The organism is Daejeonella sp. (assembly GCF_017495225.1).
Classification (GTDB): Bacteria; Bacteroidota; Bacteroidia; order Sphingobacteriales; family Sphingobacteriaceae; genus Daejeonella.
In genome coordinates this window covers 1-18,968 of record NZ_JAFEIG010000004.1, presented here as the reverse complement: position 1 = coordinate 18,968, position 18,968 = coordinate 1, and the positions used below count along the sequence as shown (strand labels likewise).

Annotated in this window: 22 protein-coding genes and 1 riboswitch; of the genes, 6 read left to right on the top strand and 16 right to left on the bottom strand. The window is 35.7% G+C overall.

Annotation, left to right across the window (positions count from 1 at the left end):
• Window positions 1–5 precede the first annotated feature (5 nt).
• From QZ136_RS01485 to QZ136_RS01475, 3 genes are read right to left on the bottom strand one after another with little or no spacing between them, the layout of a single operon-like run.
• Complete coding sequence (locus QZ136_RS01485; protein WP_291399555.1) at window positions 6–398, bottom strand: hypothetical protein; 393 nt, start codon at window positions 396–398, stop codon at window positions 6–8.
• A 12-nt stretch (window positions 399–410) separates the two neighbouring features.
• Window positions 411–1,763, bottom strand: a complete 1,353-nt coding sequence (locus tag QZ136_RS01480) for a DUF262 domain-containing protein (RefSeq protein ID WP_291399554.1) — start codon at window positions 1,761–1,763, stop codon at window positions 411–413.
• 12 nt (window positions 1,764–1,775) lie between these two features.
• A complete protein-coding gene (locus QZ136_RS01475) occupies window positions 1,776–1,973 on the bottom strand; it encodes a helix-turn-helix transcriptional regulator (RefSeq protein WP_291399553.1) in 198 nt (65 codons plus the stop codon).
• Between the two features lie 412 nt (window positions 1,974–2,385).
• On the opposite strand from QZ136_RS01475, the gene QZ136_RS01470 reads away from it, so the two are divergent.
• The 5 genes from QZ136_RS01470 (at window position 2,386) to QZ136_RS01450 (ending at window position 5,156) form a co-directional block, all read left to right on the top strand.
• Window positions 2,386–2,787, top strand: coding sequence for a DUF3293 domain-containing protein (locus QZ136_RS01470; RefSeq protein WP_291399552.1), 402 nt, complete (start codon window positions 2,386–2,388; stop codon window positions 2,785–2,787).
• Window positions 2,788–3,076: 289 nt separating this feature from the next.
• Window positions 3,077–3,451: a hypothetical protein gene (locus QZ136_RS01465; protein ID WP_291399551.1), complete on the top strand. Its 375-nt coding sequence runs from the start codon at window positions 3,077–3,079 to the stop codon at window positions 3,449–3,451.
• A 12-nt stretch (window positions 3,452–3,463) separates the two neighbouring features.
• Window positions 3,464–3,898 carry a hypothetical protein gene (locus tag QZ136_RS01460; protein WP_291399550.1) on the top strand — a complete coding sequence of 145 codons (435 nt, stop codon included), beginning with the start codon at window positions 3,464–3,466 and terminating at the stop codon, window positions 3,896–3,898.
• Window positions 3,899–4,125: 227 nt separating this feature from the next.
• Window positions 4,126–4,219: riboswitch (SAM-I-IV-variant riboswitch) on the top strand.
• 83 nt (window positions 4,220–4,302) lie between these two features.
• Window positions 4,303–4,458: a hypothetical protein gene (locus QZ136_RS01455; protein ID WP_291399549.1), complete on the top strand. Its 156-nt coding sequence runs from the start codon at window positions 4,303–4,305 to the stop codon at window positions 4,456–4,458.
• A gap of 14 nt (window positions 4,459–4,472) precedes the next feature.
• Complete coding sequence (locus QZ136_RS01450) at window positions 4,473–5,156, top strand: hypothetical protein (protein WP_291399548.1); 684 nt, start codon at window positions 4,473–4,475, stop codon at window positions 5,154–5,156.
• A 143-nt stretch (window positions 5,157–5,299) separates the two neighbouring features.
• On the opposite strand, the gene QZ136_RS01445 is transcribed toward QZ136_RS01450, so the two are convergent.
• From QZ136_RS01445 to trmB, 7 genes are all read right to left on the bottom strand, one after another.
• Window positions 5,300–6,565: a glucose-1-phosphate adenylyltransferase gene (locus QZ136_RS01445; protein ID WP_291399547.1), complete on the bottom strand. Its 1,266-nt coding sequence runs from the start codon at window positions 6,563–6,565 to the stop codon at window positions 5,300–5,302.
• A gap of 1 nt (window position 6,566) precedes the next feature.
• On the bottom strand, window positions 6,567–7,988 hold the full coding sequence (locus tag QZ136_RS01440) for a glycogen/starch synthase (RefSeq protein ID WP_291399546.1): 1,422 nt from the start codon (window positions 7,986–7,988) through the stop codon (window positions 6,567–6,569).
• A gap of 752 nt (window positions 7,989–8,740) precedes the next feature.
• Window positions 8,741–11,557: a DNA polymerase I gene (polA, locus tag QZ136_RS01435; protein ID WP_291399545.1), complete on the bottom strand. Its 2,817-nt coding sequence runs from the start codon at window positions 11,555–11,557 to the stop codon at window positions 8,741–8,743.
• A 31-nt stretch (window positions 11,558–11,588) separates the two neighbouring features.
• Window positions 11,589–12,158: a DNA-3-methyladenine glycosylase I gene (locus QZ136_RS01430; RefSeq protein WP_291399544.1), complete on the bottom strand. Its 570-nt coding sequence runs from the start codon at window positions 12,156–12,158 to the stop codon at window positions 11,589–11,591.
• Between the two features lie 63 nt (window positions 12,159–12,221).
• Window positions 12,222–12,566, bottom strand: a complete 345-nt coding sequence (locus QZ136_RS01425; protein ID WP_291399543.1) for a carboxymuconolactone decarboxylase family protein — start codon at window positions 12,564–12,566, stop codon at window positions 12,222–12,224.
• A gap of 19 nt (window positions 12,567–12,585) precedes the next feature.
• Window positions 12,586–12,927 carry an MGMT family protein gene (locus QZ136_RS01420; protein WP_291399542.1) on the bottom strand — a complete coding sequence of 114 codons (342 nt, stop codon included), beginning with the start codon at window positions 12,925–12,927 and terminating at the stop codon, window positions 12,586–12,588.
• Window positions 12,928–13,578 carry a tRNA (guanosine(46)-N7)-methyltransferase TrmB gene (gene trmB / locus QZ136_RS01415; protein ID WP_291399541.1) on the bottom strand — a complete coding sequence of 217 codons (651 nt, stop codon included), beginning with the start codon at window positions 13,576–13,578 and terminating at the stop codon, window positions 12,928–12,930.
• Between the two features lie 55 nt (window positions 13,579–13,633).
• Between trmB and QZ136_RS01410 the strand changes: the two genes are divergently transcribed.
• Window positions 13,634–14,563, top strand: coding sequence for a GDP-L-fucose synthase (locus QZ136_RS01410; protein WP_291399540.1), 930 nt, complete (start codon window positions 13,634–13,636; stop codon window positions 14,561–14,563).
• A 34-nt stretch (window positions 14,564–14,597) separates the two neighbouring features.
• Here the strand turns inward: QZ136_RS01410 and QZ136_RS01405 are convergent, their stop codons facing one another.
• From QZ136_RS01405 to QZ136_RS01380, 6 genes are all read right to left on the bottom strand, one after another.
• Window positions 14,598–15,050 (bottom strand): hypothetical protein, encoded by a 453-nt coding sequence (locus tag QZ136_RS01405; protein ID WP_291399539.1) that lies wholly within the window; start codon window positions 15,048–15,050, stop codon window positions 14,598–14,600.
• Window positions 15,047–15,394 (bottom strand): phage holin family protein, encoded by a 348-nt coding sequence (locus QZ136_RS01400; RefSeq protein WP_291399538.1) that lies wholly within the window; start codon window positions 15,392–15,394, stop codon window positions 15,047–15,049. Before QZ136_RS01400 ends, QZ136_RS01405 begins: the two co-directional genes overlap by 4 nt.
• Before the next feature lie 12 nt (window positions 15,395–15,406).
• Window positions 15,407–15,724, bottom strand: coding sequence for a YtxH domain-containing protein (locus QZ136_RS01395; protein WP_291399537.1), 318 nt, complete (start codon window positions 15,722–15,724; stop codon window positions 15,407–15,409).
• 256 nt (window positions 15,725–15,980) lie between these two features.
• The gene (locus QZ136_RS01390) at window positions 15,981–17,384 is read right to left on the bottom strand and encodes a sigma-54 dependent transcriptional regulator (RefSeq protein ID WP_291399536.1); all 1,404 of its coding nucleotides are present in this window, start codon (window positions 17,382–17,384) and stop codon (window positions 15,981–15,983) included.
• A gap of 125 nt (window positions 17,385–17,509) precedes the next feature.
• Entirely contained in the window at window positions 17,510–18,292 is a 783-nt protein-coding gene (locus QZ136_RS01385) for an enoyl-CoA hydratase-related protein (protein ID WP_291399535.1), read from the bottom strand.
• 41 nt (window positions 18,293–18,333) lie between these two features.
• The gene (locus QZ136_RS01380; RefSeq protein ID WP_291399534.1) at window positions 18,334–18,741 is read right to left on the bottom strand and encodes a cobalamin B12-binding domain-containing protein; all 408 of its coding nucleotides are present in this window, start codon (window positions 18,739–18,741) and stop codon (window positions 18,334–18,336) included.
• Window positions 18,742–18,968 lie beyond the last annotated feature (227 nt).

Sequence of the window (18,968 nt, the reverse complement as noted above, 5' to 3'; positions counted from 1 at the left end):
ATAATTTATTTAACCTTAAACACATTCCACATTAGTTTTCTAAAATCATCCGCTTCAGATTTTTTTACATAAAAGGTTACTTCTTCTAATTCAACCATTAAATCCAACTTAAATAGAAATAAAAATTTGTTTTGACGTTTTATTTTTAGCTTATGAATTTCTTTGTAGGGTAGAATTAAATCTCCTCCCCATTCTCCATCAAATCTTTGAGCTATTATTACTTTCTCAACGGTAAAAAATATTTCAGAGGTGAGTTTGTTTCCGGGAATATAATAAACTACCCTATCTCCCTCACTCAATAAGTCACTTATTAAACTTGTAACTTTTTCAAGATTAAATCTTACCGTTAAATTATTTTTAACGTAAAATTCAATAACAGAATTATTTGTTGAATTCATATCTTTTGGTTATTATAATTTATCACTCTTTGCTCTATTAAAATATCTAAGTACTAATTGAGCATTTGAAATTTCGGTTTTTCCACCTTTAGAATAAGGTACAATATGGTCAACTTCTGCATCCTCAATTGCTAAAATCTTTTGTCCTGAAATGGCACAATAAGGATTATTATTGAAGAGTTGTTCTTTAACTGAATATGAAAATGTTCTTTGAGAATATTGCGGGTCACCTATGATTGAATCTAACATATCCATATACGTTCTGAATCGTTTTTTAAGGACTTCTGTATCTGAAGTTTGCCAAATTAATTGTTCTTTAAATTGTTGGTTGGTTGTCATTAAATCTAACAATCCCTCTCTAATTAAATCTGCTTTCGCCAGCACATCATTTTTACTAAAATTAACAAAACCGACCATTTGAATGTCGTAAAGTGCCATATTAATTTGAGTTTCTCCCCATTTTCCTGACTCCCCATCATTTCCTGGCTTATATCTTCTAAATGCCATGTCCCCAAAAACCACCTTAACAAGGTCTAAACAATGTTCAAATCGTGCCCTATATTCTTTCACCTTATTTAGCGAAAGGTCTCTGTTATCTCGCAATTCTTTGTTTGAGAACTGTTTCATTGAAGACTTGTAATTGATATATGATTTTTCAGATAATGCAAAGAATCGAAGAATCATACCTCTATAAATCATCCTTTTTTTGAAGTTGTCCTTTTTAACCAGTCCATGAAACACCGCATTTTCACTTAACTCTGATAAAAGTTCAATATAACTTCCCCTATAAACAGTATTTCTGATTTCATCCTCGTTCAATTTTGTAGAACCTGTATTTAATCTTTCAAAAATCTCGAACTTGATATCAGGATTAGATTCCTTTTTAATAATGATTGAGTGAATTGTGGTACTTCTTATCTTTTTTTGAAGTTCATTATCTAATTCTGTAAATGATTTACGATTAAGCTCAGGTAATACCTTTAATCCCGATAACTTAAATGGCCGTGTATCAGGAAACTTTCCTTCAAGAAATGAGAGAAATGACGTTAATCTTTGTTGACCATCAATAACAGAATAACTTCCATCTTGCTCCTCGGCTAAATAAACAACGGGGATTGGGACATCTAATAAAATTGACTCTATAAGTTTGCTCGCAATCGAGTCTGTTGCGACGAAATTCCTCTGATACAACGGCTGCAGAACTAACTCTCCGTCATTTTTCATCGTTAAAAACTCACGAATTGAAAAATCCTTGGCTTGCCAAATTATTTTCCTTTGGCCTGCCTCAATATCTAATTCAGCATCATCTTCTCCAACTTCGTCAATTTCCAACTCTTCATCAGGGGTTAAGTACTTTTCTTCCATTTAAATATTATTTTAGTTTTCTACAATTAAATCAGCAATTCTAACATTCAACACCTTAGCAATTGAACCCAATGTTTCAATACTCGGCATTGTTTGGTTACTACACCAATAGGACATAGTTACTTTAGACACACCCACTTGTTGGGCTAAATCTTTTTGATGTATCTTTTTTTCTTTAATGATTTCTTTAATGCGAAGTGCAACAGACATAGGAGATAAATTTGTGTCGTTAAAGTTAATGTAAAATTTTAATTATTGCTTGTTTTTTAATTATTAATGAAAGGGCAAACTGTACCTCTGATTTCGTTTTCACTGTCCGTTAGAGTTTAGCGCAGCGGTCTCCAAGAATTTATAAATATCAGGAGTTTTCAGACTCCTTTTAATTCTCCCAGTACCCGATAATTTTCCTTCGATTTCAAAAATTGATTTTCTAATACAACAGAAGGGCTGTTGTATAGTATTAGCCTCAAGCGGTGGGGTTTTAATGAGTCTGAAGACTCCAATCATTGAATAATCCGTAGACACCGCTGCGCTGAAGTTTACGGACAGTGGGGATTGAAGAATGCAAAAAATTGAATAGATTGTGGGAAATTTTATTAAAACAATTAAAAACAGCTAAAAAATGATAAATAACTTAATACAAGCGTATAAAAACACTAAATACAAGGTGTTTAATCCCAATTTGGTAATTGAAATTGGTGTGATAAATAATGATCTTAACGATTTAATGGGTAAGAATAATGCTTCTGAATGGGCATATATTACGGCATTTAATCCCTATTCAAAGGCATTGACGGAAATAGAGAACAAAGACCGACATCTTCAACTTAAAGAAGTTACTAAATCATTTTTTACATATGAAGGGCATGGAGTTGGAACCGATTCATCTTGGGAGCCTGAACTAAGTTTACTTGTAATTGGTATCAGTAAGGCAGAAGCAATCCTGATTGGGAAAAAATTTGAACAAAACGCAATAGTTTATGGAAAAATTGATAGTACTCCTGAATTATTAATTTTAGTTTAAACCATGTTCAAATTGCTAGATTATTACGAAACAGTACATAAATTACACTTGAATATCAATATGTTAAAATCTAAACATTAGTACTGTTCTAAGGGTTTTATGAAACTGAATATTAGTTTCTACTGCTTATGTAGGATTTGTAGTTATATCCTTTTTTACTATTTATAGTAATAAATTAATATATTAGATTCCTAAAAAAGTAAAACAATTTCGCCAATATTATTAATTTTAAGTGCTTGAAAGAAATTTTGTTTCTTATAAAAATGACTTGTTTTAAAGAAAACTAAATATGGAGATATTATTCTACGTTTTGACACCAATTGGAGCCTACATTATTAATTTATTGCTGAGTTTTGCTACACCGCTTATTACTTTACCAATAACATGGATAATTGCGAAAGTCGAAAATAATCCCATGATTTATAGATTTAGACCTGATATGTTAATACAAGGAATAGTAAGGGGACTTCTTGTTGTTTATTCAATTTCCTATCTGTTATCATTATTTGAAACTAAAGTAAGTTTTTGGTGGATTGTAACGACAATCGTTTTATTATCCTATTTGAGTATTACATCTTGGGACAAAACAAAACCTGTTGCATATGAGTTTAGCCTTAATTTTTCGCCAATCATTGGTTTCATATTTGGCCTATTTATTATCTAAATAAACAAAACTATGAATATCAGACAGTACATATATGAGTTTTTTGGCTTTGTAATATTTTATAGCATTGCAGGTCTAATATTTGGTTTTGAATTTACAATAATTAGTGTCATATCAGGTATAATTGGGGCATTTATAGGTAAGTTTATTAGCAAAGTGAACGGGTTCTTTTTCGAAAAAATAGTGAATTACAATCAAGTGCCTTTGAAATCAGATACTGGAGAATTAAATGTACACTTTGAAATTTTGGCCAAATATAAAGGTAATCAAATTTCAATTTGGGCGTGCTACACTTCAAAAAACATAATTGATTTAGAAACTTTAAATGTATTATTATACAACAAAATCACCTCAAGTCATTACAAAAAAATAGTTGAACAAGGTTTTGTCACAGTAGAAATTAAACTTAAAAGTGAACCTATTGAATTGTTGTTAACAAATAACTAAAGCTAACGGCGCGTAAGAAATATACCACTGTTGCAGACGCAACATAGGTCTAACTCTTCTACACATAAAACGTTATGAGCAAGTTTAACATAACAATTATGAGTAAAGAGAGATATCTATTTATAAAAAGTACATCTTGAGCAAGCCTTATTAAATATTTAATTTGCTATTTTTTTATAACTAGCCCATAATAAAATTTTGTAAAGTAAAAAATCTTTCCTATCATTACACAGTATTTCGAACCCATTTAGGGTACCAACCGAGTGAAGACACCACGGTGGTAAAACAATACGGACAGTCTAGTCAAAATAAACGTTATTTACCCAGACACCTTATTTATCGGAATACAAAAAATATTATTCATTTAATTTGTTTTTTGTGTGAAAAAATCCGTTCAAATTACAATGAAAGACCGAACTCAAATTCAGTCTGAGGCCACGTTTAAAACAATATCCGACACTTTTCTTAAAGTGCATGAACTTCAAAATGGTACTCTACCATTATTTCTTGAATTCAATCATCAACAAGTTATTACGTATTTAAAACAATATTCAGCTTAATAAATATGACAAACATGAAAGAAATCTATGGAAAATTCATAAATAAAATGTTGAAAAATCTTGACGAACTAATTTTAAGATTAATTAAATATTTCAAGAATTTTTCGAAAAGTAAAACTGGGATAGATTATGGAGGAATTAAACAAAATATTAAAAATAATGAAGATGGAGGCCTAACAATTACAGAAGCGAGACGAATATCGTCAGAACTTGGCTTCACGAATCGGACAACAAAAACACAAGGTCAAGAACCAGACCTTAAGTCAAAAAAAATAGACAATGGAAAAATTGGACAGGATATTAAAATTTCTTCAATGGAAAAACTAACTATTTCAGTGGCTAGGCAAGCAGAGTTAGATCGTGGCTTTACGCATCGGCCAACAAAAACACAAGGTCAAGAACCAGCCCATCAGTTAAAAAAAATAGATAATGGAGAAACCAGACAAAATATTAAAAATAATGAACATGGAAGTCTAACACTTTCAAAAGCAATACAAATCCTGTCAGAACTTGGTATCAATCAGCGGCCAACAAAAACACAAGGTCAAGAACCTAGAACTCACTCAAAAATAATTTTGAAAAAAGATATGGCGAAAAATAGAGACATGGAGTTCAAAGAACAAATTATACAGGAAATAATGGAAAACAGGAAGGTAAGTAGAGAAGAAGCGGCGAGAATATTGGCTAATCCTTGGTAATAGTTGTGAGATTTTATATCGGGTCAGTAAAAAAACTTGATAAAAATCACCACTATCCTATAATTTAAAAAATCATCTTATAAATATCAGTACTCTCCAAACTCCTCTTAATTCAAATTAATATTTTTTAACTCCGCGCCCCCCTAAATAATCGTCCCATTTGCAATCACCGCCATTTTTTTGACCACGATAATACCATTTTTAATGGTATGAGTTTTAAAATCGCCGTCGTTTAGATGCGTACCCCCATTGATGCGGACATCGTTGCCAATGAAACAGTTTTTATCAATAATGGCATTTTTGATATAGCAACGTTCGCCAATGCCCATGATGGGTGTTTGTGACTCTTCAGACTCTTGTAATTCTTTGAGGGTTTGATAGCGATCGCCACCCATTACATAAGTGTTTACAATGGTGGTACCGGTCCCGATGCGGGTTCTGATGCCAATTACGCTACGTTCAATGCGGCTGGCGTGAATGATGCAGCCATCGGCAACAATAGTTTTTTCGAGGGTGGTACCTAGAATTTTTGAGGGGGGAAGCATCCGAGCTCGGGTAAAAATGGGCTTTCTTTCGAAGAGGTTAAATTCGGGGATATCATCTGTTAAGCCAATGTTTGCTTCAAAGAAGGAGTTGATATTTCCAATATCCGTCCAGTATCCTTCAAATTGATAGCTCAGTACTTTGTGATAAGCGATGGATTGTGGTATTATTTCTTTCCCAAAATCAGTTCTCGTATTATTTTCGAGTAGCTCAAACAGTAAATTTCTATTGAATAGGTAAATCCCCATGGAGGCTAAATACTCTTTGCCCTTCGCTTTCAATGTTTCGCTAACGTCTGATTTCCAATCGTGGAGTACTTCTTGTTTGGGTTTTTCGATGAAGGAGGTGATGATGTTATTTTCGTCTGATTTTAAAATCCCAAAATCGCTGGCATCATTTTCATGGACTGGAATGGTGGCGATGCTGATGTCGGCCCCATTTTTCTCATGGTTTTTAATCATCTCATTAAAATCCATCTGGTATAATTGATCGCCAGAAAGGATCAAAATATAATCACATTCATGTTGCTCTAAGTGATTAAGACTTTGCCTTACCGCATCGGCCGTACCCTGAAACCAAGTGCTATTTCCGGGAGTTTGTTCGGCCGCCAGGATATCTACAAATGCTTCGCTAAAAAAGCTAAAATGATAGGTGTTTTTGATGTGTTTATTGAGGGAAGCCGAGTTAAACTGGGTTAAGACAAAAATCCGTTCGATTCCAGAATTAAGGCAGTTTGAAATAGGAATATCCACCAAGCGATATTTTCCAGCTATGGGTACTGCAGGCTTTGAACGGGTATCTGTTAATGGATACAAACGCGAACCTTGTCCGCCACCTAACACTACTGTTATCACTTTCGAATTCATTTTACCCGCTTAATAAATTTTCATATAGTTTGATGTACTCCTTGCTTGACTTATCCCAAGAAAAGTTCAATGCCATCATTTTTTTCCTTGTTTTTACAAGCTTTTCGCGATTTGCAAATAGCGAAATAGCTCTTTCAATGGAATGGACGATGTTTTCGATGGATAGTGTTTCGAAGCTTAATCCATAGCCCTCTTTGTTTTCTATATCAATTACTGTGTCTTTTAATCCTCCAGTTTTATGAACAATAGGAATTGTTCCATATCGGAGGGCATAAAGTTGGTTTAAACCGCAGGGTTCAACCCTTGATGGCATAAGCAAGAAATCTGCTCCAGCATACATTTGATGCGCTAGTTCTTCATTATAACCAATATGAAGGCCATAATGTTTGCTATGTTTTGATTTAATTTTACTTAGTTCTTTTTCGGTAATTGGGTTTCCTGAGCCAAGGACAAGTATATTTAATTGGTCTTTCAAGGTTTCCAAGCTGGTATTTATCGTCTCGGCTAAGAGGTCTGCGCCTTTTTCTGTTACCAATCGCCCGATAAAAATAAATAATGGTTTTTGGGGCTCTAATCCAAAACCTTCACATAATTGTTTTTTATTTTGTTCTTTACCTTCAATAAGCGTTTCGATAGAATAGTTTTTATAAATCAAATGATCTTGTTCTGGATCCCAAACCTCTGTATCAATCCCATTTATTATTCCTAAACCTTTCTGCTTTTGCTCTTTAAATAGTCTTTCAAGTCCGCTCGATTTTTGCGAAAGTTCTTCAAGATAGGATGGGGATACCGTAGTGAATTTTTTAGAACATTTAATTGATGTAGCAAGTGAATTAATGCAAGTATCCCAATTGAGTAAGTCGGATTTGCTACGGTCAAATTCGGGCAATAGGTCTATTTTGTCCCAGCCCAAACAGCCTTGATATTCTGCATTGTGAATGGTACAAACCGTGGCTATGTTTGCAAGTGATTTGAAGGGATATGCATGTAAAATTAAAAATGGTACGAGTCCGGTGTGGTGATCATGACAGTGAATGATATCTGGCTTATTTCCCGATTTAACGATCCAGTCAAGAAAGCATATTTGAAAAGCTATAAACTGTTCAATTTCATCGGGGTAGGAATAAATTTCGGGGCGGTCGAGTAGTCTGGGGATATAAATTAAGAATAAATCAAAACCGAGTTGCCCTTTGCTTTCTTTTAGAATTTGGTAATCAAAAACTTGCTTTCCAACATTTATGCTTGATTTAAACTCGAGGTCGAATGAGTTTTCTTGAACAAATTTGCGATTATAATAGGGTAAAACTACTGAGGCATTTACTCCTGCTTTGCAGAGGTATTTTGGTAGGGCACCGACAACATCTCCTAGTCCGCCAACTTTGGCGACTGGGTAGCATTCTGCGCTAAGGTGGATTACATTCATGGTATTGGTTTGGGGGTATAACAATTTTTTGGGGGATTTGTTCCGGGTCGGGGCCCTGGAAGGACAGGATTGGAAGGAGAGGGTTTGGGTAAGGGGTGTCTTGTGCTAAGAAAGCGAAGGTCCCTCACCTGCTGAAGGGCAGGTTTCGGGATGACAGTTTAACAGAGCTGTTGAGGGAAAAAGCATGACGCCTAAACCCAGGTACATTTGAAGTTAATTTATAATAGCATGAGATTTCTCCATGCCACACGTTAATCTTAAATAACACATCTTGACTCGCATGTTCGAGATGACGCGGTGGTGGCTTGACTTTAGCCCGTCATTTCGAACACTCCGCTGGCACCGTGAATCTAAACAAGAACGTGATGAGTGGAGAAATCTCATTCAGGTATCTAAAAAATCTCATTATTTAGCAGGAATAAAAGCACTGTCTTTTCCCCACCTCTCTTCCGTTCCGGTTCAGGCCCGGAAAGACAATAAAGGCATTCCCCTGTCTTACCAAACTTTACCCTTCTAGACTTGACGCTGCTGTGATTCCGGACTTGATTCTTTTTGTCATTCCGGACTTGATCCGTTTTGTCATTCCGGACTTGATCCGGAAAGGCCCCCGCGGCTATGAGCGGAAATGTCAATAACAACTGTATCGTGCTGTTAATACCATTTGTGTTCATAGCATTAGATTTCTCCATGCCACACGCTTAATTTATGAATGCGATGCCTTTGGCTTTCTAGCTCATTAAATTCAAATTCGTTTAATGTGCTTCCAGCCAGTTTGAACCTTCTCCAATCTCTACTACAATGGGCACCTTCATTTGAATTGCATTTTGCATTCTGTCTTGAATGATTTTCCTCATTTGTTCAGTTTCCGATTTCAGTACATCAAACACTAATTCGTCATGAACCTGCATGGTCATTTTAGAGTTCAGCTTTTGATCAATGATGTCTTGATGAATACGAATCATCGCAATTTTAATCATGTCTGCCGCCGATCCTTGAATTGGTGCATTTATTGCATTTCGCTCTGCAAAACCACGTACCGTTTGGTTTGCCGAATTTATATCTCGTAGATAACGTCTGCGACCCATAATTGTTTGCACATATCCATTTTCTCTTGCAAAGTTCATGGTATCGCTCATGTATTGTTTTATTCCAGGATAGGTATTGAAGTAGTTCTCAATGATTTCTGCAGCTTCTTTTCGTGGTATGCCGAGGTTCTGCGAAAGTCCGAATGCCGACTGCCCATAAATAATTCCAAAGTTTACTGCCTTTGCATTTCTTCTTTGTGTGGAGGTCACTTCTTCCAGACTAACACCGTAAACCTTGGCTGCAGTGGCGGTATGAATATCATGGCCTTGAACGAAGGCTTCCATCATATTTTCGTCTTCGCTGATTTCTGCAATAATTCTTAATTCAATTTGTGAATAATCGGCAGAAAGTAGAACATGGTTTTCATCTCTAGGAATAAAAGCTTTTCTAACTTCTTTTCCACGCTCTGTACGTACAGGAATATTTTGCAGGTTAGGATTGTTTGAACTCAATCTTCCAGTAGCTGCAACTGCCTGATTATAAGAGGTATGGATTCGCCCAGTTTTCTTGTTTATCATTTGTGGAAGTGCGTCCACATAGGTTGATTTAAGCTTTTGGATTTGTCTGAAATCAAGAATATCGGCAACAATATCACTTTTATTAGCAAGCTTACTTAAAACATCCTCACCGGTTTGGTATTGTCCGGTTTTTGTTTTCTTTGCTGATGGATCAAGCTTTAGCTTATCAAATAGCACTTCACCCAACTGTTTAGGAGAGGCGATATTAAATTTCACACCCGCCTTTTCGTAAATACTTTGTTCTAACTGTCTTAAATCAATTTCAAGAGTTTTTGAAACCTCTGCAAGTGCGTTTTGATCAATTTTTACACCTTCCCGCTCAATATCTGCTAAGACATAAACGAGTGGATTTTCAACTTCCATTGCCAACTTCCAAGCATTTAATGTTTTAAGCAATGGCTCAAAAGTATTTTTTAATTGCAGCGTAATGTCTGCATCTTCTGCAGCATATTCTTTCACCAATTCCACGTCAATATCTCTCATGCTGCCTTGGTTTTTACCTTTTTGTCCGATAAGGCTTGTAATACTTACCGGAGTATATTGAAGGTAATTTTCGGCTAGCAGATCCATATTATGTCTAGAATCTGGGTCGATAAGGTAATGGGCAAGCATGGTATCAAATAGTTCTCCTTGAACATGAATACCATACCAGTTTAGGACTAAAATATCATATTTGATGTTCTGTCCAATTTTTGCGATTTGAGGATTCTCAAAAAGCGACTTAAACTCATTGATTAATTTTTTACAATCTTCTTGATCAGCAGGTAGGGGGAGGTACCAACCCTCACCTGGTTTTACGCTGAATGAAAGTCCCACAAGCTCACAATCATTAGCGTCTAATCCAGTAGTTTCTGTATCAAAACAGATGGCTTTTTGTGAATTTAGTTCTTCAATTAGCGCGGCTCTTTTTTCGGAGCTATCCACTAAGACGTAATGGTGTGTGGTATTATTTATGTTTTTGAAGCTTACAGGAGTATCGTTCTGCTTTGTATCTTCTTGATTTGAGTCTTGGCGCCCAGGATTATCATTGTTTGATCCAAAAAGATCCATTTGTCCGTTCATGGCTGCCGCCGATTTTACCTCGGCAACTTGGAAGTCTTCACCAAAAACACGACGGCCAAGTGTACGAAACTCAAGCTCTGCAAATAAGGCTTCAAGGACCTCGCGATTAGGTTCATCAATATGTAAAGCATCTACATCAAGTTCTACTGGGGCATCAAGCAGGATGGTGGCAAGTTTTTTGGAAACTAGCCCTTGTTCAGCAAAATTTTCAACGTTTTCTTTTAATTTACCTTTCAGCTCGTGACTGTTTTTGATGATATTTTCAATGGAGCCATATTGCTTAATGAGTAGTTTAGCGGTTTTTTCACCAATTCCAGGAATTCCTGGGATATTATCTACGGCATCGCCCCAAAGGCCTAAAATATCTATTACCTGATCAACACGTTCAATTTCCCATTTTTCAAGTATCTCTTTCACTCCTAAAATTTCCATTCCATTTCCCATTCTTGCGGGTTTGTAGATGAAAATATTTTCAGAAACTAGCTGTCCAAAATCCTTATCGGGAGTCATGCAATAGACTGTAAAACCCTCTTTTTCGGCTTTTTTAGCTAATGTTCCTATCAAATCGTCGGCTTCGTATCCATCAGCAAAAACTACAGGAATGTTAAAACCTTCAATTAATCGGATGATGTATGGAATTGCGGCCGATAAATCTTCTGGCATTGCTTCGCGATGTGCTTTATAATCGGCAAAATCGGTGTGGCGCTCAGTTGGTGCTGCGGTATCAAATACTACGGCCATGTGACTTGGATTTTCTTTTTTGAGAACCTCAAGTAAGGTATTTGTGAAACCCATTATGGCTGAAGTGTTTAGTCCGCTAGAAGTGAACCTAGGATTTTTACTTAGCGCAAAATGTGCCCGATATATTAGTGCAAAAGCATCTAGAAGAAATAGTTTTTTCATTGGTGTTTTTATTTTGGGAATCATCCCGTTTTTATCTGGCTATACAGCCTTCAATATGATCATTTATCATTCCTGTAGCCTGCATAAATGCATAACAGATGGTAGTTCCAAAAAATTTAAAGCCCCGTTTTTTCATGTCTGAGCTGATGCGGTCAGAAATTTCTGTACGAGCGGGCATAGATTTATGATCAGAAAAATTATTTATAATTGGCTTTTTATCAGGTAAATATCCCCAAATAAATTCTGAAAATGAACCATATTCTTTTTGTATGTCTAAAAACAATTTGGCATTTTTTATGGATGAAATAATTTTTAATCTATTTCTAATGATCCCTTCATCTTGCAATAATCGCTCTACATCCAATTCGGAAAAGCTTGCAACTTTTTGAGCATCAAAACCAGCAAATGCCTTTCGGTAATTTTCACGTTTTCTTAAGATTGTAATCCAGCTTAATCCCGCCTGTGCGCTCTCTAAGATAAGAAATTCAAATAAAGTTTGATCATCATAAATAGGCTTGCCCCATTCCTCATCATGGTATTTTACATAAAGAGAATCAGAACCGCACCATGTGCACCTGATTGATTTTTTATCCGATTCCAATTTAATATTTATTATAGGGTAGAAAGCTAATTGAATTTACAGCGCGTTCAAATATCGGTTTTTTTAAGCTTCGTGAAGTTCATCCCAATATTCGAGTGCTCTACGGTAGTGGGGAATAACAATTGATCCACCAACCAAGTTTGCAATCATAAATATTTCATTCATTTCCTCATGGCTAACTCCTTCTTCATGGCATTTGCCGAGGTGATATTTTATACAATCGTCGCAGCGTAAAACCATAGATGCAACAAGACCAAGCATTTCTTTTGTCTTTACATTGAGTGCGCCATCAGCATAGCAAGTGGTATCAAGTGCTAAAAATCGCTTGATATTGGTGTCTGCTGTTTCCATGATGCGGTCATTCATTTTTGTGCGATAAGCATTGAATTCTTCGACCATTTTTCCCATATCCTTATAATTTTATTTTTTATTTGTTCATGTCAAGTTCAATTGAAGGATCCCAAAAGATATTTTTGAAATCTACAATTTTATCATTTTCAACCCGAATACCCTCATTTTCTAATAGTTGCTGCATCAAATTTTCAGAGCCAAAATGGAATTTACCAGTTAGTAAACCATTTCTATTCACTACTCTTTGTGCTGGCACCGGTGGGAAGACGCTGTGCGCTGCATTCATGGCATAACCTACCATTCTTGCTGAGCCTCTGCTGCCTAAATACGATGCAATGGCACCATAGGAGCTCACCCTTCCACTGGGTATCAGCCTAACTACCTGATAAACCTGATCATAAAAACCAAGTTCCTCCATTTATTCGAAGCTAAACTTTAAATAGTTAATGTTCTTATCATGAGCAAGATACTTCTTCTCATAATATGTTTTGATTGAAAGCACTTCATCTACCAAATCAGATTTATAAAGATCGTTGGTAATTACATGTACTTTTAATCCTAATTCTTCAATTTTTTCTTTTGTATAGGCATATAAAAGGTCGCTATCCGTTTTTAAGTGAATAGGTCCCCCCTTTTTTAAGATTGTTTTGTACTTCTCTAAAAATCTTGGGGATGTGAGTCTTTTCTTTTCTCTGCTAATTTGAGGTTGAGGATCGGGAAAAGTAATCCAGATTTCAGTGATTTCTTTTTCAGTAAAATAATCCAATAGATTTTCTATTTGGATTCTTAAAAAGGCAACATTGGGAATATTCTCTTCAATGGCTGTTTTGGCTCCCCTCCATATCCTATTTCCTTTATAGTCAACACCAATAAAATTAATTTCCGGAAAAAGACGTGCCAGATTTACGGTGTATTCGCCTTTTCCACATCCCAATTCAAGAATTACTGGATTGTTATTCTTAAAATGCGTTTGTGCCCATTGGCTTTTTAATATTTTTCCATTATCAAGCTCGATCACATTATCAAAAGTAGCGATCTCAGCAAAGCGTTTTAGTTTGTCCTTACCCATTTCATGTCTTAAAGCCTGTAAAAATAATTTATCTTTGCTTCAATACTCTATAATATTGGAAAAAGGACAAAAAATATATATTGCAGGGCACCGAGGGATGGTGGGTTCTGCCATACTACGTAAGTTGGAAGCCGAGGGCTATACTAATTTACTGGTTAAAACTTCTGCGGAGCTTGATCTTAGAAATCAGCAGGCTGTTGCCGATTTTTTTGCGATGGAGAAGCCCGACTATGTGTTTTTGGCCGCTGCAAAAGTGGGTGGTATTTTGGCAAATAGTACCTATAAGGCTGATTTTATCTATGAAAATTTGGCTATTCAAATGAATGTTATTCATCAGTCGTACGTTCATGGAGTTAAGAAGCTTATGTTTTTGGGATCGAGCTGTATTTATCCTAAAATGGCACCACAACCCCTAAAAGAGGAGTATTTACTTACCGGTTTACTCGAGCCTACCAATGAGCCTTATGCTATTGCCAAGATTGCGGGAATTAAAATGTGTGAAGCTTATCGCGAACAGTATGACTGCAATTTTATTTCGGTAATGCCAACCAATTTATACGGTTATGGTGATAATTATCATCCTCAAAATTCACATGTTTTACCAGCCTTAATTCGAAAATTTCACGAGGCAAAGGTAAATTCTGCTTCGGAGGTCACAATTTTAGGTACTGGGAGTCCGAAGCGTGAATTTTTATTTTCTGATGATTTAGCAAATGCCTGTTTCTATTTAATGGAAAATTACAATGAGACTGGCTTTATAAATATTGGTACAGGTAGCGATATCTCCATAAAGGATTTGGCTTTATTAATTCAGAAGGTTATTGGCTTTGAAGGCAATTTAGTTTTTGATACCACAAAGCCTGATGGCACACCTCGCAAGCTGATGGATGTTTCAAAACTTCATGCTAAGGGCTGGAAACATCAAATAGAATTAGAAGAAGGAATAAAGCTTGTTTATCAAGATTTCCTTAAAAACCATGCATAAAAAAACCCCTTTTGATTCATCAAAAGGGGTTTTTTTAATATGTTTCACTATCTGGTGGAATTCCATAATCTGCCATTTCTGGATCTTTTTTACTTTTATCACCACGCTTTTTTAGCCAATCACTTAGTTTATCTATCATTTTACCCATGAAATCTTTGTTAAAAGCTTTTGCCGCATTTTGTGTGACTAATGCTAAAAGCGCTTTCATGAGAAAACCAGATTTCGGAAAAATAAATTTATTCATCAATACAGGTAATCCGATACGGAAGATACTTGATACCCAATCGCCATCATCTTTACCATCTTCTTTTCCTTTGCTAATGCCTAAAAACTGACTTAACTTATTTAAAAGAAGGAAAGGGGCCTTGATTTTGGCCGTGATTTTTTCTGCTTCAATTTTAAGGTCAGTCTCCATTTCTACCCGGACCTGACCTAAACGCTGAATCTCCGCTCGTAAATCGTCTATGTTTTGAATTTTAGCTCTCATTTCCTATCTCTGAAAAACTTTGCGATGATGACATTCATAATCTTCTTTTCGAGGTATTTGTCTTTAATGGAATTTAGAATAATCGCCACTAGCAAATAAAATCCGGCAACAATTAGGAATCCACTGTATGAGTTTCCCAAAATCTCGGATAGGTAAAAACTTAAAGCAAAGCTACCAAACAAGAATGCTAGGATTGCAAATACCAGCACGAGGATATCGCTTAAGAAATTGGCAAATATTTGCGATCCTTTATCAACAGTCTTGAGTAGTGTTAGCTCTTTACGAACGTTTACGTAGTCGGTAACCTTTTCAATAAGCTTTTGATGTTCAAATTCTTCTTCCATAAGAATTTAAATTTAAGATTTTATTATCGAATTTAAATCCCCTTCTGTTTTATCTAAAGCCGAATCAAAGTCGTGGCGAGTTTTTGAGTACTCCTTTTCTGCTGTTTTTATGGTTGATTTTATGCCGTCAACAACTTTTTCTTTGAAATTACTTAAATTATTTATTTCATCCGCTGCTCGATCTTTTATGCTATTTCCCAGATTTTTTAGAGAATCTGTTAATTTATCGCGGGTGTCTGATCCCTTATCTGGGGCAAATAAAATTCCGATTGCTACTCCTGCCGCTACTCCTGCTAGCAAGGCTGCTAAAACTTTTGTGTTATCGCTCATGATCTTCTTTTTGGTTAAAAATTATAAAATTTACTATTTCTCTCTAAATCTAAAATTATAAACCTTAGGCATAATTAATTTAGTAAATGCATATAAACCAAGTAATTAGGGATTGATGTTCGTAGCTATATGCAATTATAAATCCTAAGATATTAACCCAATAATCAAGCCAATATTGTCTGCCACCTGATTATCATTCAATTTATACTATTAATAGAACAACAAATAAATGATTAGGTTTTAAGGCTTTTCGGTTTTATTCCAGATTTATTAATTTCATTTTATTGTAGAGGGTTTTTCTATCAATATTTAAAATTTTGGCAGCTTTTGTTTTGTTGAAATTTACCTCTTTTAATACTTGTAAGATGGTTTCGTATTCTGCCTCTAATGCGGCATTTTTGAGGTCGTACTTGTTGGAGTTTTTAGCAATTTTTGCTTCAAGTGTAATTTCTAGGTCTGTACCTTTCGAAAAAGTAGAGATTTCGAGTGGTAGGGCCTTTAACTGGACTACATTTCCCTCGCTTAATAAAGCCGCACGTCTGATTACGTTTTTAAGCTCGCGAACATTACCCGGCCAGCTATAGCCTAATAAACATTCGCTAACCTCAACTGAAAAAATGGGCACTTTTCTATTGAGCTCCTCACAGGTTTGCTCTAGAAAATGTTCCGCAAAAATTAAAATATCCTTACCTCTTTCACGTAGTGGAGGCACAACAATGTTAAATTCATTGAAGCGGTGGAAAAGATCTTCTCTAAACCTACCTTTTTGAATGGCATCACTCAGGTTTTCATTGGTTGCAACAATAATGCGAACATCAAGGGGTATTTCGCTTGTGCTACCAATTCGTTTAACTTTTCGTTCTTGGACAGTTCTAAGAAGTGCGGCCTGAATTTCATAGGATAAATTTCCAACCTCATCCAAAAACAGAGTACCGCCATTTGCCATTTCAAAATGACCAATTTTGGTATAGAGCGCGCCAGTAAATGAGCCTTTTTCATGACCAAAAAATTCACTTCCCGCAAGATCTTTTGTTAATGAACCGCAGTCCATAGCAATAAAAGGCATATCTCTACGTTTACTATTGAAGTGAATGCTTTTAGCAACAGACTCCTTACCTGTTCCGCTATCTCCATTTAAAATCACACTAAAATTTGTAGGAGCAACAAGCTTTATTTGTTTTAAGAGTTCTTGCGATGCGGAGCCTTTACCAACTACAAATTCTTCTGGCATTACAGCCAGCTCTACTTTGCCATCTTTTTCTGTTTCTAGAGGCTCACTATTAGCCTGATTAATAAGCCTTTGTGTTTCAATAGCCTTATTAATGGTATTCAGTATTTCATCTGGATAAAGAGGCTTGGTGATATAATCATAAGCTCCCATTTTTATTAGTTCAACGGCTAGCTTGATATCTGAGTATCCAGTTATTATGATAACTCCTGTATTAGGATAGGTATTCTTAATTGTTCTTAATATTTCTCTCCCATCGGTATCTTCAAGCCTATAATCGCATAAAACTAGGTTAAAAGACTCCTTAGTCATTAATTCAAGGGCATTTGTACCGCTAGTGCTTGTACTAACCTCAAATCCATTTCTTGTTAAAAACTTAGAAAGAAGTATGCCGATGTTTACCTCATCGTCAATTATTAATATTTTATTCATAGTAAATGCCTAGCCTTTAATTTGGGATAGACTAAACCAGGTCGAATTTATAAATTTTATTAACAATTGGGAAATATTTTCTACACTCGTAATAAAGAGTCTTGCCTAGAAAAAAGACAGAAATACTATTTTCCTTTAAATTCGGGAGCTCTTTTTTCTAAAAATGCAGAAACACCTTCCTTAAAGTCGTCGGAACCAAAACAATTTGAAAACTCAGTAATTTCTGCTTCAAATCCATTTTCACCTTCAATAAAGGCAGCATTTACTGCTCGAATGGCTGATCCTATGGCAAAGGGTGAGCGACTCATCATTTTCTTAAGTATTTCCTCTGATTTGGGGATTAGTTGATCGGGTTCAACGGTATGATTTACCAAACCGGTTCTGTAGGCTTCATCCGCTTTGACCATATCCGCTGTTAGAATCATTTCTAAGGCTCTTCCTCTGCCAATTAGCTGACTTAATCGTTGAGTGCCACCATAGCCGGGTATTAAACCTAGGCTGACCTCTGGAAGTCCCATTTTTGCTGTTGTAGAGGCTACCCGAATGTGGCAGGCCATGGCGAGTTCTAATCCCCCACCAAGGGCAAAGCCATTAATTGCTGCAATAATTGGTTTTTCACTGTTTTGAATTACGTCAAACACTTTGGTTTGACCTTCGCGTGCCAGTTCTCTTGCCTCATCCGAATTGAAATCAGAAAATTCGGAGATATCTGCACCTGCAACAAATGCTTTGGGACCAGCACCAGTGATGATGATTCCTCCAACAGCATCATCATGAAAAGATTGTGTAATTACATCATGAAGCTCGGCAAGAGTTAGTTTATTTAAAGCGTTTAATTTACTTTCACGATTGATAGTAATGTATAAAATGCGGTCGCGTGTTTCTACAAGTAGGTTGGTCAAATCCATAATATAATTGATTTAAATGAAGGGTTTTAGCTATTCGAATTTTAAAAATTTCGGTTTTCTTTCACCCAATTGCTAATATAAGATACGATTTCTTGAGTATTTGTGCCAGGTTGAAAAAGCTTACCAACCCCCATTGAATGGAGTGCGTTCATGTCATTTTCAGGAATAATCCCACCTCCAGTTACTAAGACATCGTTTAGACCTTTTTCCTTCATAAACTGCATAATTTTGGGGAAAACTGTCATGTGTGCACCAGATAAAATGGAAACGCCAATAGCATCAACATCCTCCTGAAGAGCGGTATTAACCACCATTTCAGGTGTTTGTCTGAGGCCTGTATAAATTACTTCCATTCCCGCATCTCTTAGTGAAGTGGCTATGATTTTTGCTCCTCTATCATGGCCATCAAGGCCAACTTTGGCAACAAGTATTCGTATTGGACGATTCATTTTTCCATCATAATTTATACAAAGTAAAAGTAAGAAGAAATTTGCATTGCCGTTCGTATTAAAATATCAGTTTTATTAAGCGGGCCTCTTCTGAAAGTCAATAGAAGATACGATTTGACTGTTGTACTGGAAAATCAATTTCGTTAAACGAAAGAAAATCTAATAACAGTAAAGTAAAAGATATATCTTTGAAATGATAAAGACTTATTTTTAAATTTTATGAGCAA

Bases quoted from the DNA above. Each gene is read 5' to 3' on its own strand.
- QZ136_RS01485 (WP_291399555.1), bottom strand. From the start codon at position 398: ATGAATTCAACAAATAATTCTGTTATTGAATTTTACGTTAAAAATAAT.
- QZ136_RS01480 (WP_291399554.1), bottom strand. From the start codon at position 1,763: ATGGAAGAAAAGTACTTAACCCCTGATGAAGAGTTGGAAATTGACGAA.
- QZ136_RS01475 (WP_291399553.1), bottom strand. From the start codon at position 1,973: ATGTCTGTTGCACTTCGCATTAAAGAAATCATTAAAGAAAAAAAGATA.
- QZ136_RS01470 (WP_291399552.1), top strand. From the start codon at position 2,386: ATGATAAATAACTTAATACAAGCGTATAAAAACACTAAATACAAGGTG.
- QZ136_RS01465 (WP_291399551.1), top strand. From the start codon at position 3,077: ATGGAGATATTATTCTACGTTTTGACACCAATTGGAGCCTACATTATT.
- QZ136_RS01460 (WP_291399550.1), top strand. From the start codon at position 3,464: ATGAATATCAGACAGTACATATATGAGTTTTTTGGCTTTGTAATATTT.
- QZ136_RS01455 (WP_291399549.1), top strand. From the start codon at position 4,303: ATGAAAGACCGAACTCAAATTCAGTCTGAGGCCACGTTTAAAACAATA.
- QZ136_RS01450 (WP_291399548.1), top strand. From the start codon at position 4,473: ATGAAAGAAATCTATGGAAAATTCATAAATAAAATGTTGAAAAATCTT.
- QZ136_RS01445 (WP_291399547.1), bottom strand. From the start codon at position 6,565: ATGAATTCGAAAGTGATAACAGTAGTGTTAGGTGGCGGACAAGGTTCG.
- QZ136_RS01440 (WP_291399546.1), bottom strand. From the start codon at position 7,988: ATGAATGTAATCCACCTTAGCGCAGAATGCTACCCAGTCGCCAAAGTT.
- polA (WP_291399545.1), bottom strand. From the start codon at position 11,557: ATGAAAAAACTATTTCTTCTAGATGCTTTTGCACTAATATATCGGGCA.
- QZ136_RS01425 (WP_291399543.1), bottom strand. From the start codon at position 12,566: ATGGGAAAAATGGTCGAAGAATTCAATGCTTATCGCACAAAAATGAAT.
- QZ136_RS01420 (WP_291399542.1), bottom strand. From the start codon at position 12,927: ATGGAGGAACTTGGTTTTTATGATCAGGTTTATCAGGTAGTTAGGCTG.
- trmB (WP_291399541.1), bottom strand. From the start codon at position 13,578: ATGGGTAAGGACAAACTAAAACGCTTTGCTGAGATCGCTACTTTTGAT.
- QZ136_RS01405 (WP_291399539.1), bottom strand. From the start codon at position 15,050: ATGAGAGCTAAAATTCAAAACATAGACGATTTACGAGCGGAGATTCAG.
- QZ136_RS01400 (WP_291399538.1), bottom strand. From the start codon at position 15,394: ATGGAAGAAGAATTTGAACATCAAAAGCTTATTGAAAAGGTTACCGAC.
- QZ136_RS01395 (WP_291399537.1), bottom strand. From the start codon at position 15,724: ATGAGCGATAACACAAAAGTTTTAGCAGCCTTGCTAGCAGGAGTAGCG.
- QZ136_RS01390 (WP_291399536.1), bottom strand. From the start codon at position 17,384: ATGAATAAAATATTAATAATTGACGATGAGGTAAACATCGGCATACTT.
- QZ136_RS01385 (WP_291399535.1), bottom strand. From the start codon at position 18,292: ATGGATTTGACCAACCTACTTGTAGAAACACGCGACCGCATTTTATAC.
- QZ136_RS01380 (WP_291399534.1), bottom strand. From the start codon at position 18,741: ATGAATCGTCCAATACGAATACTTGTTGCCAAAGTTGGCCTTGATGGC.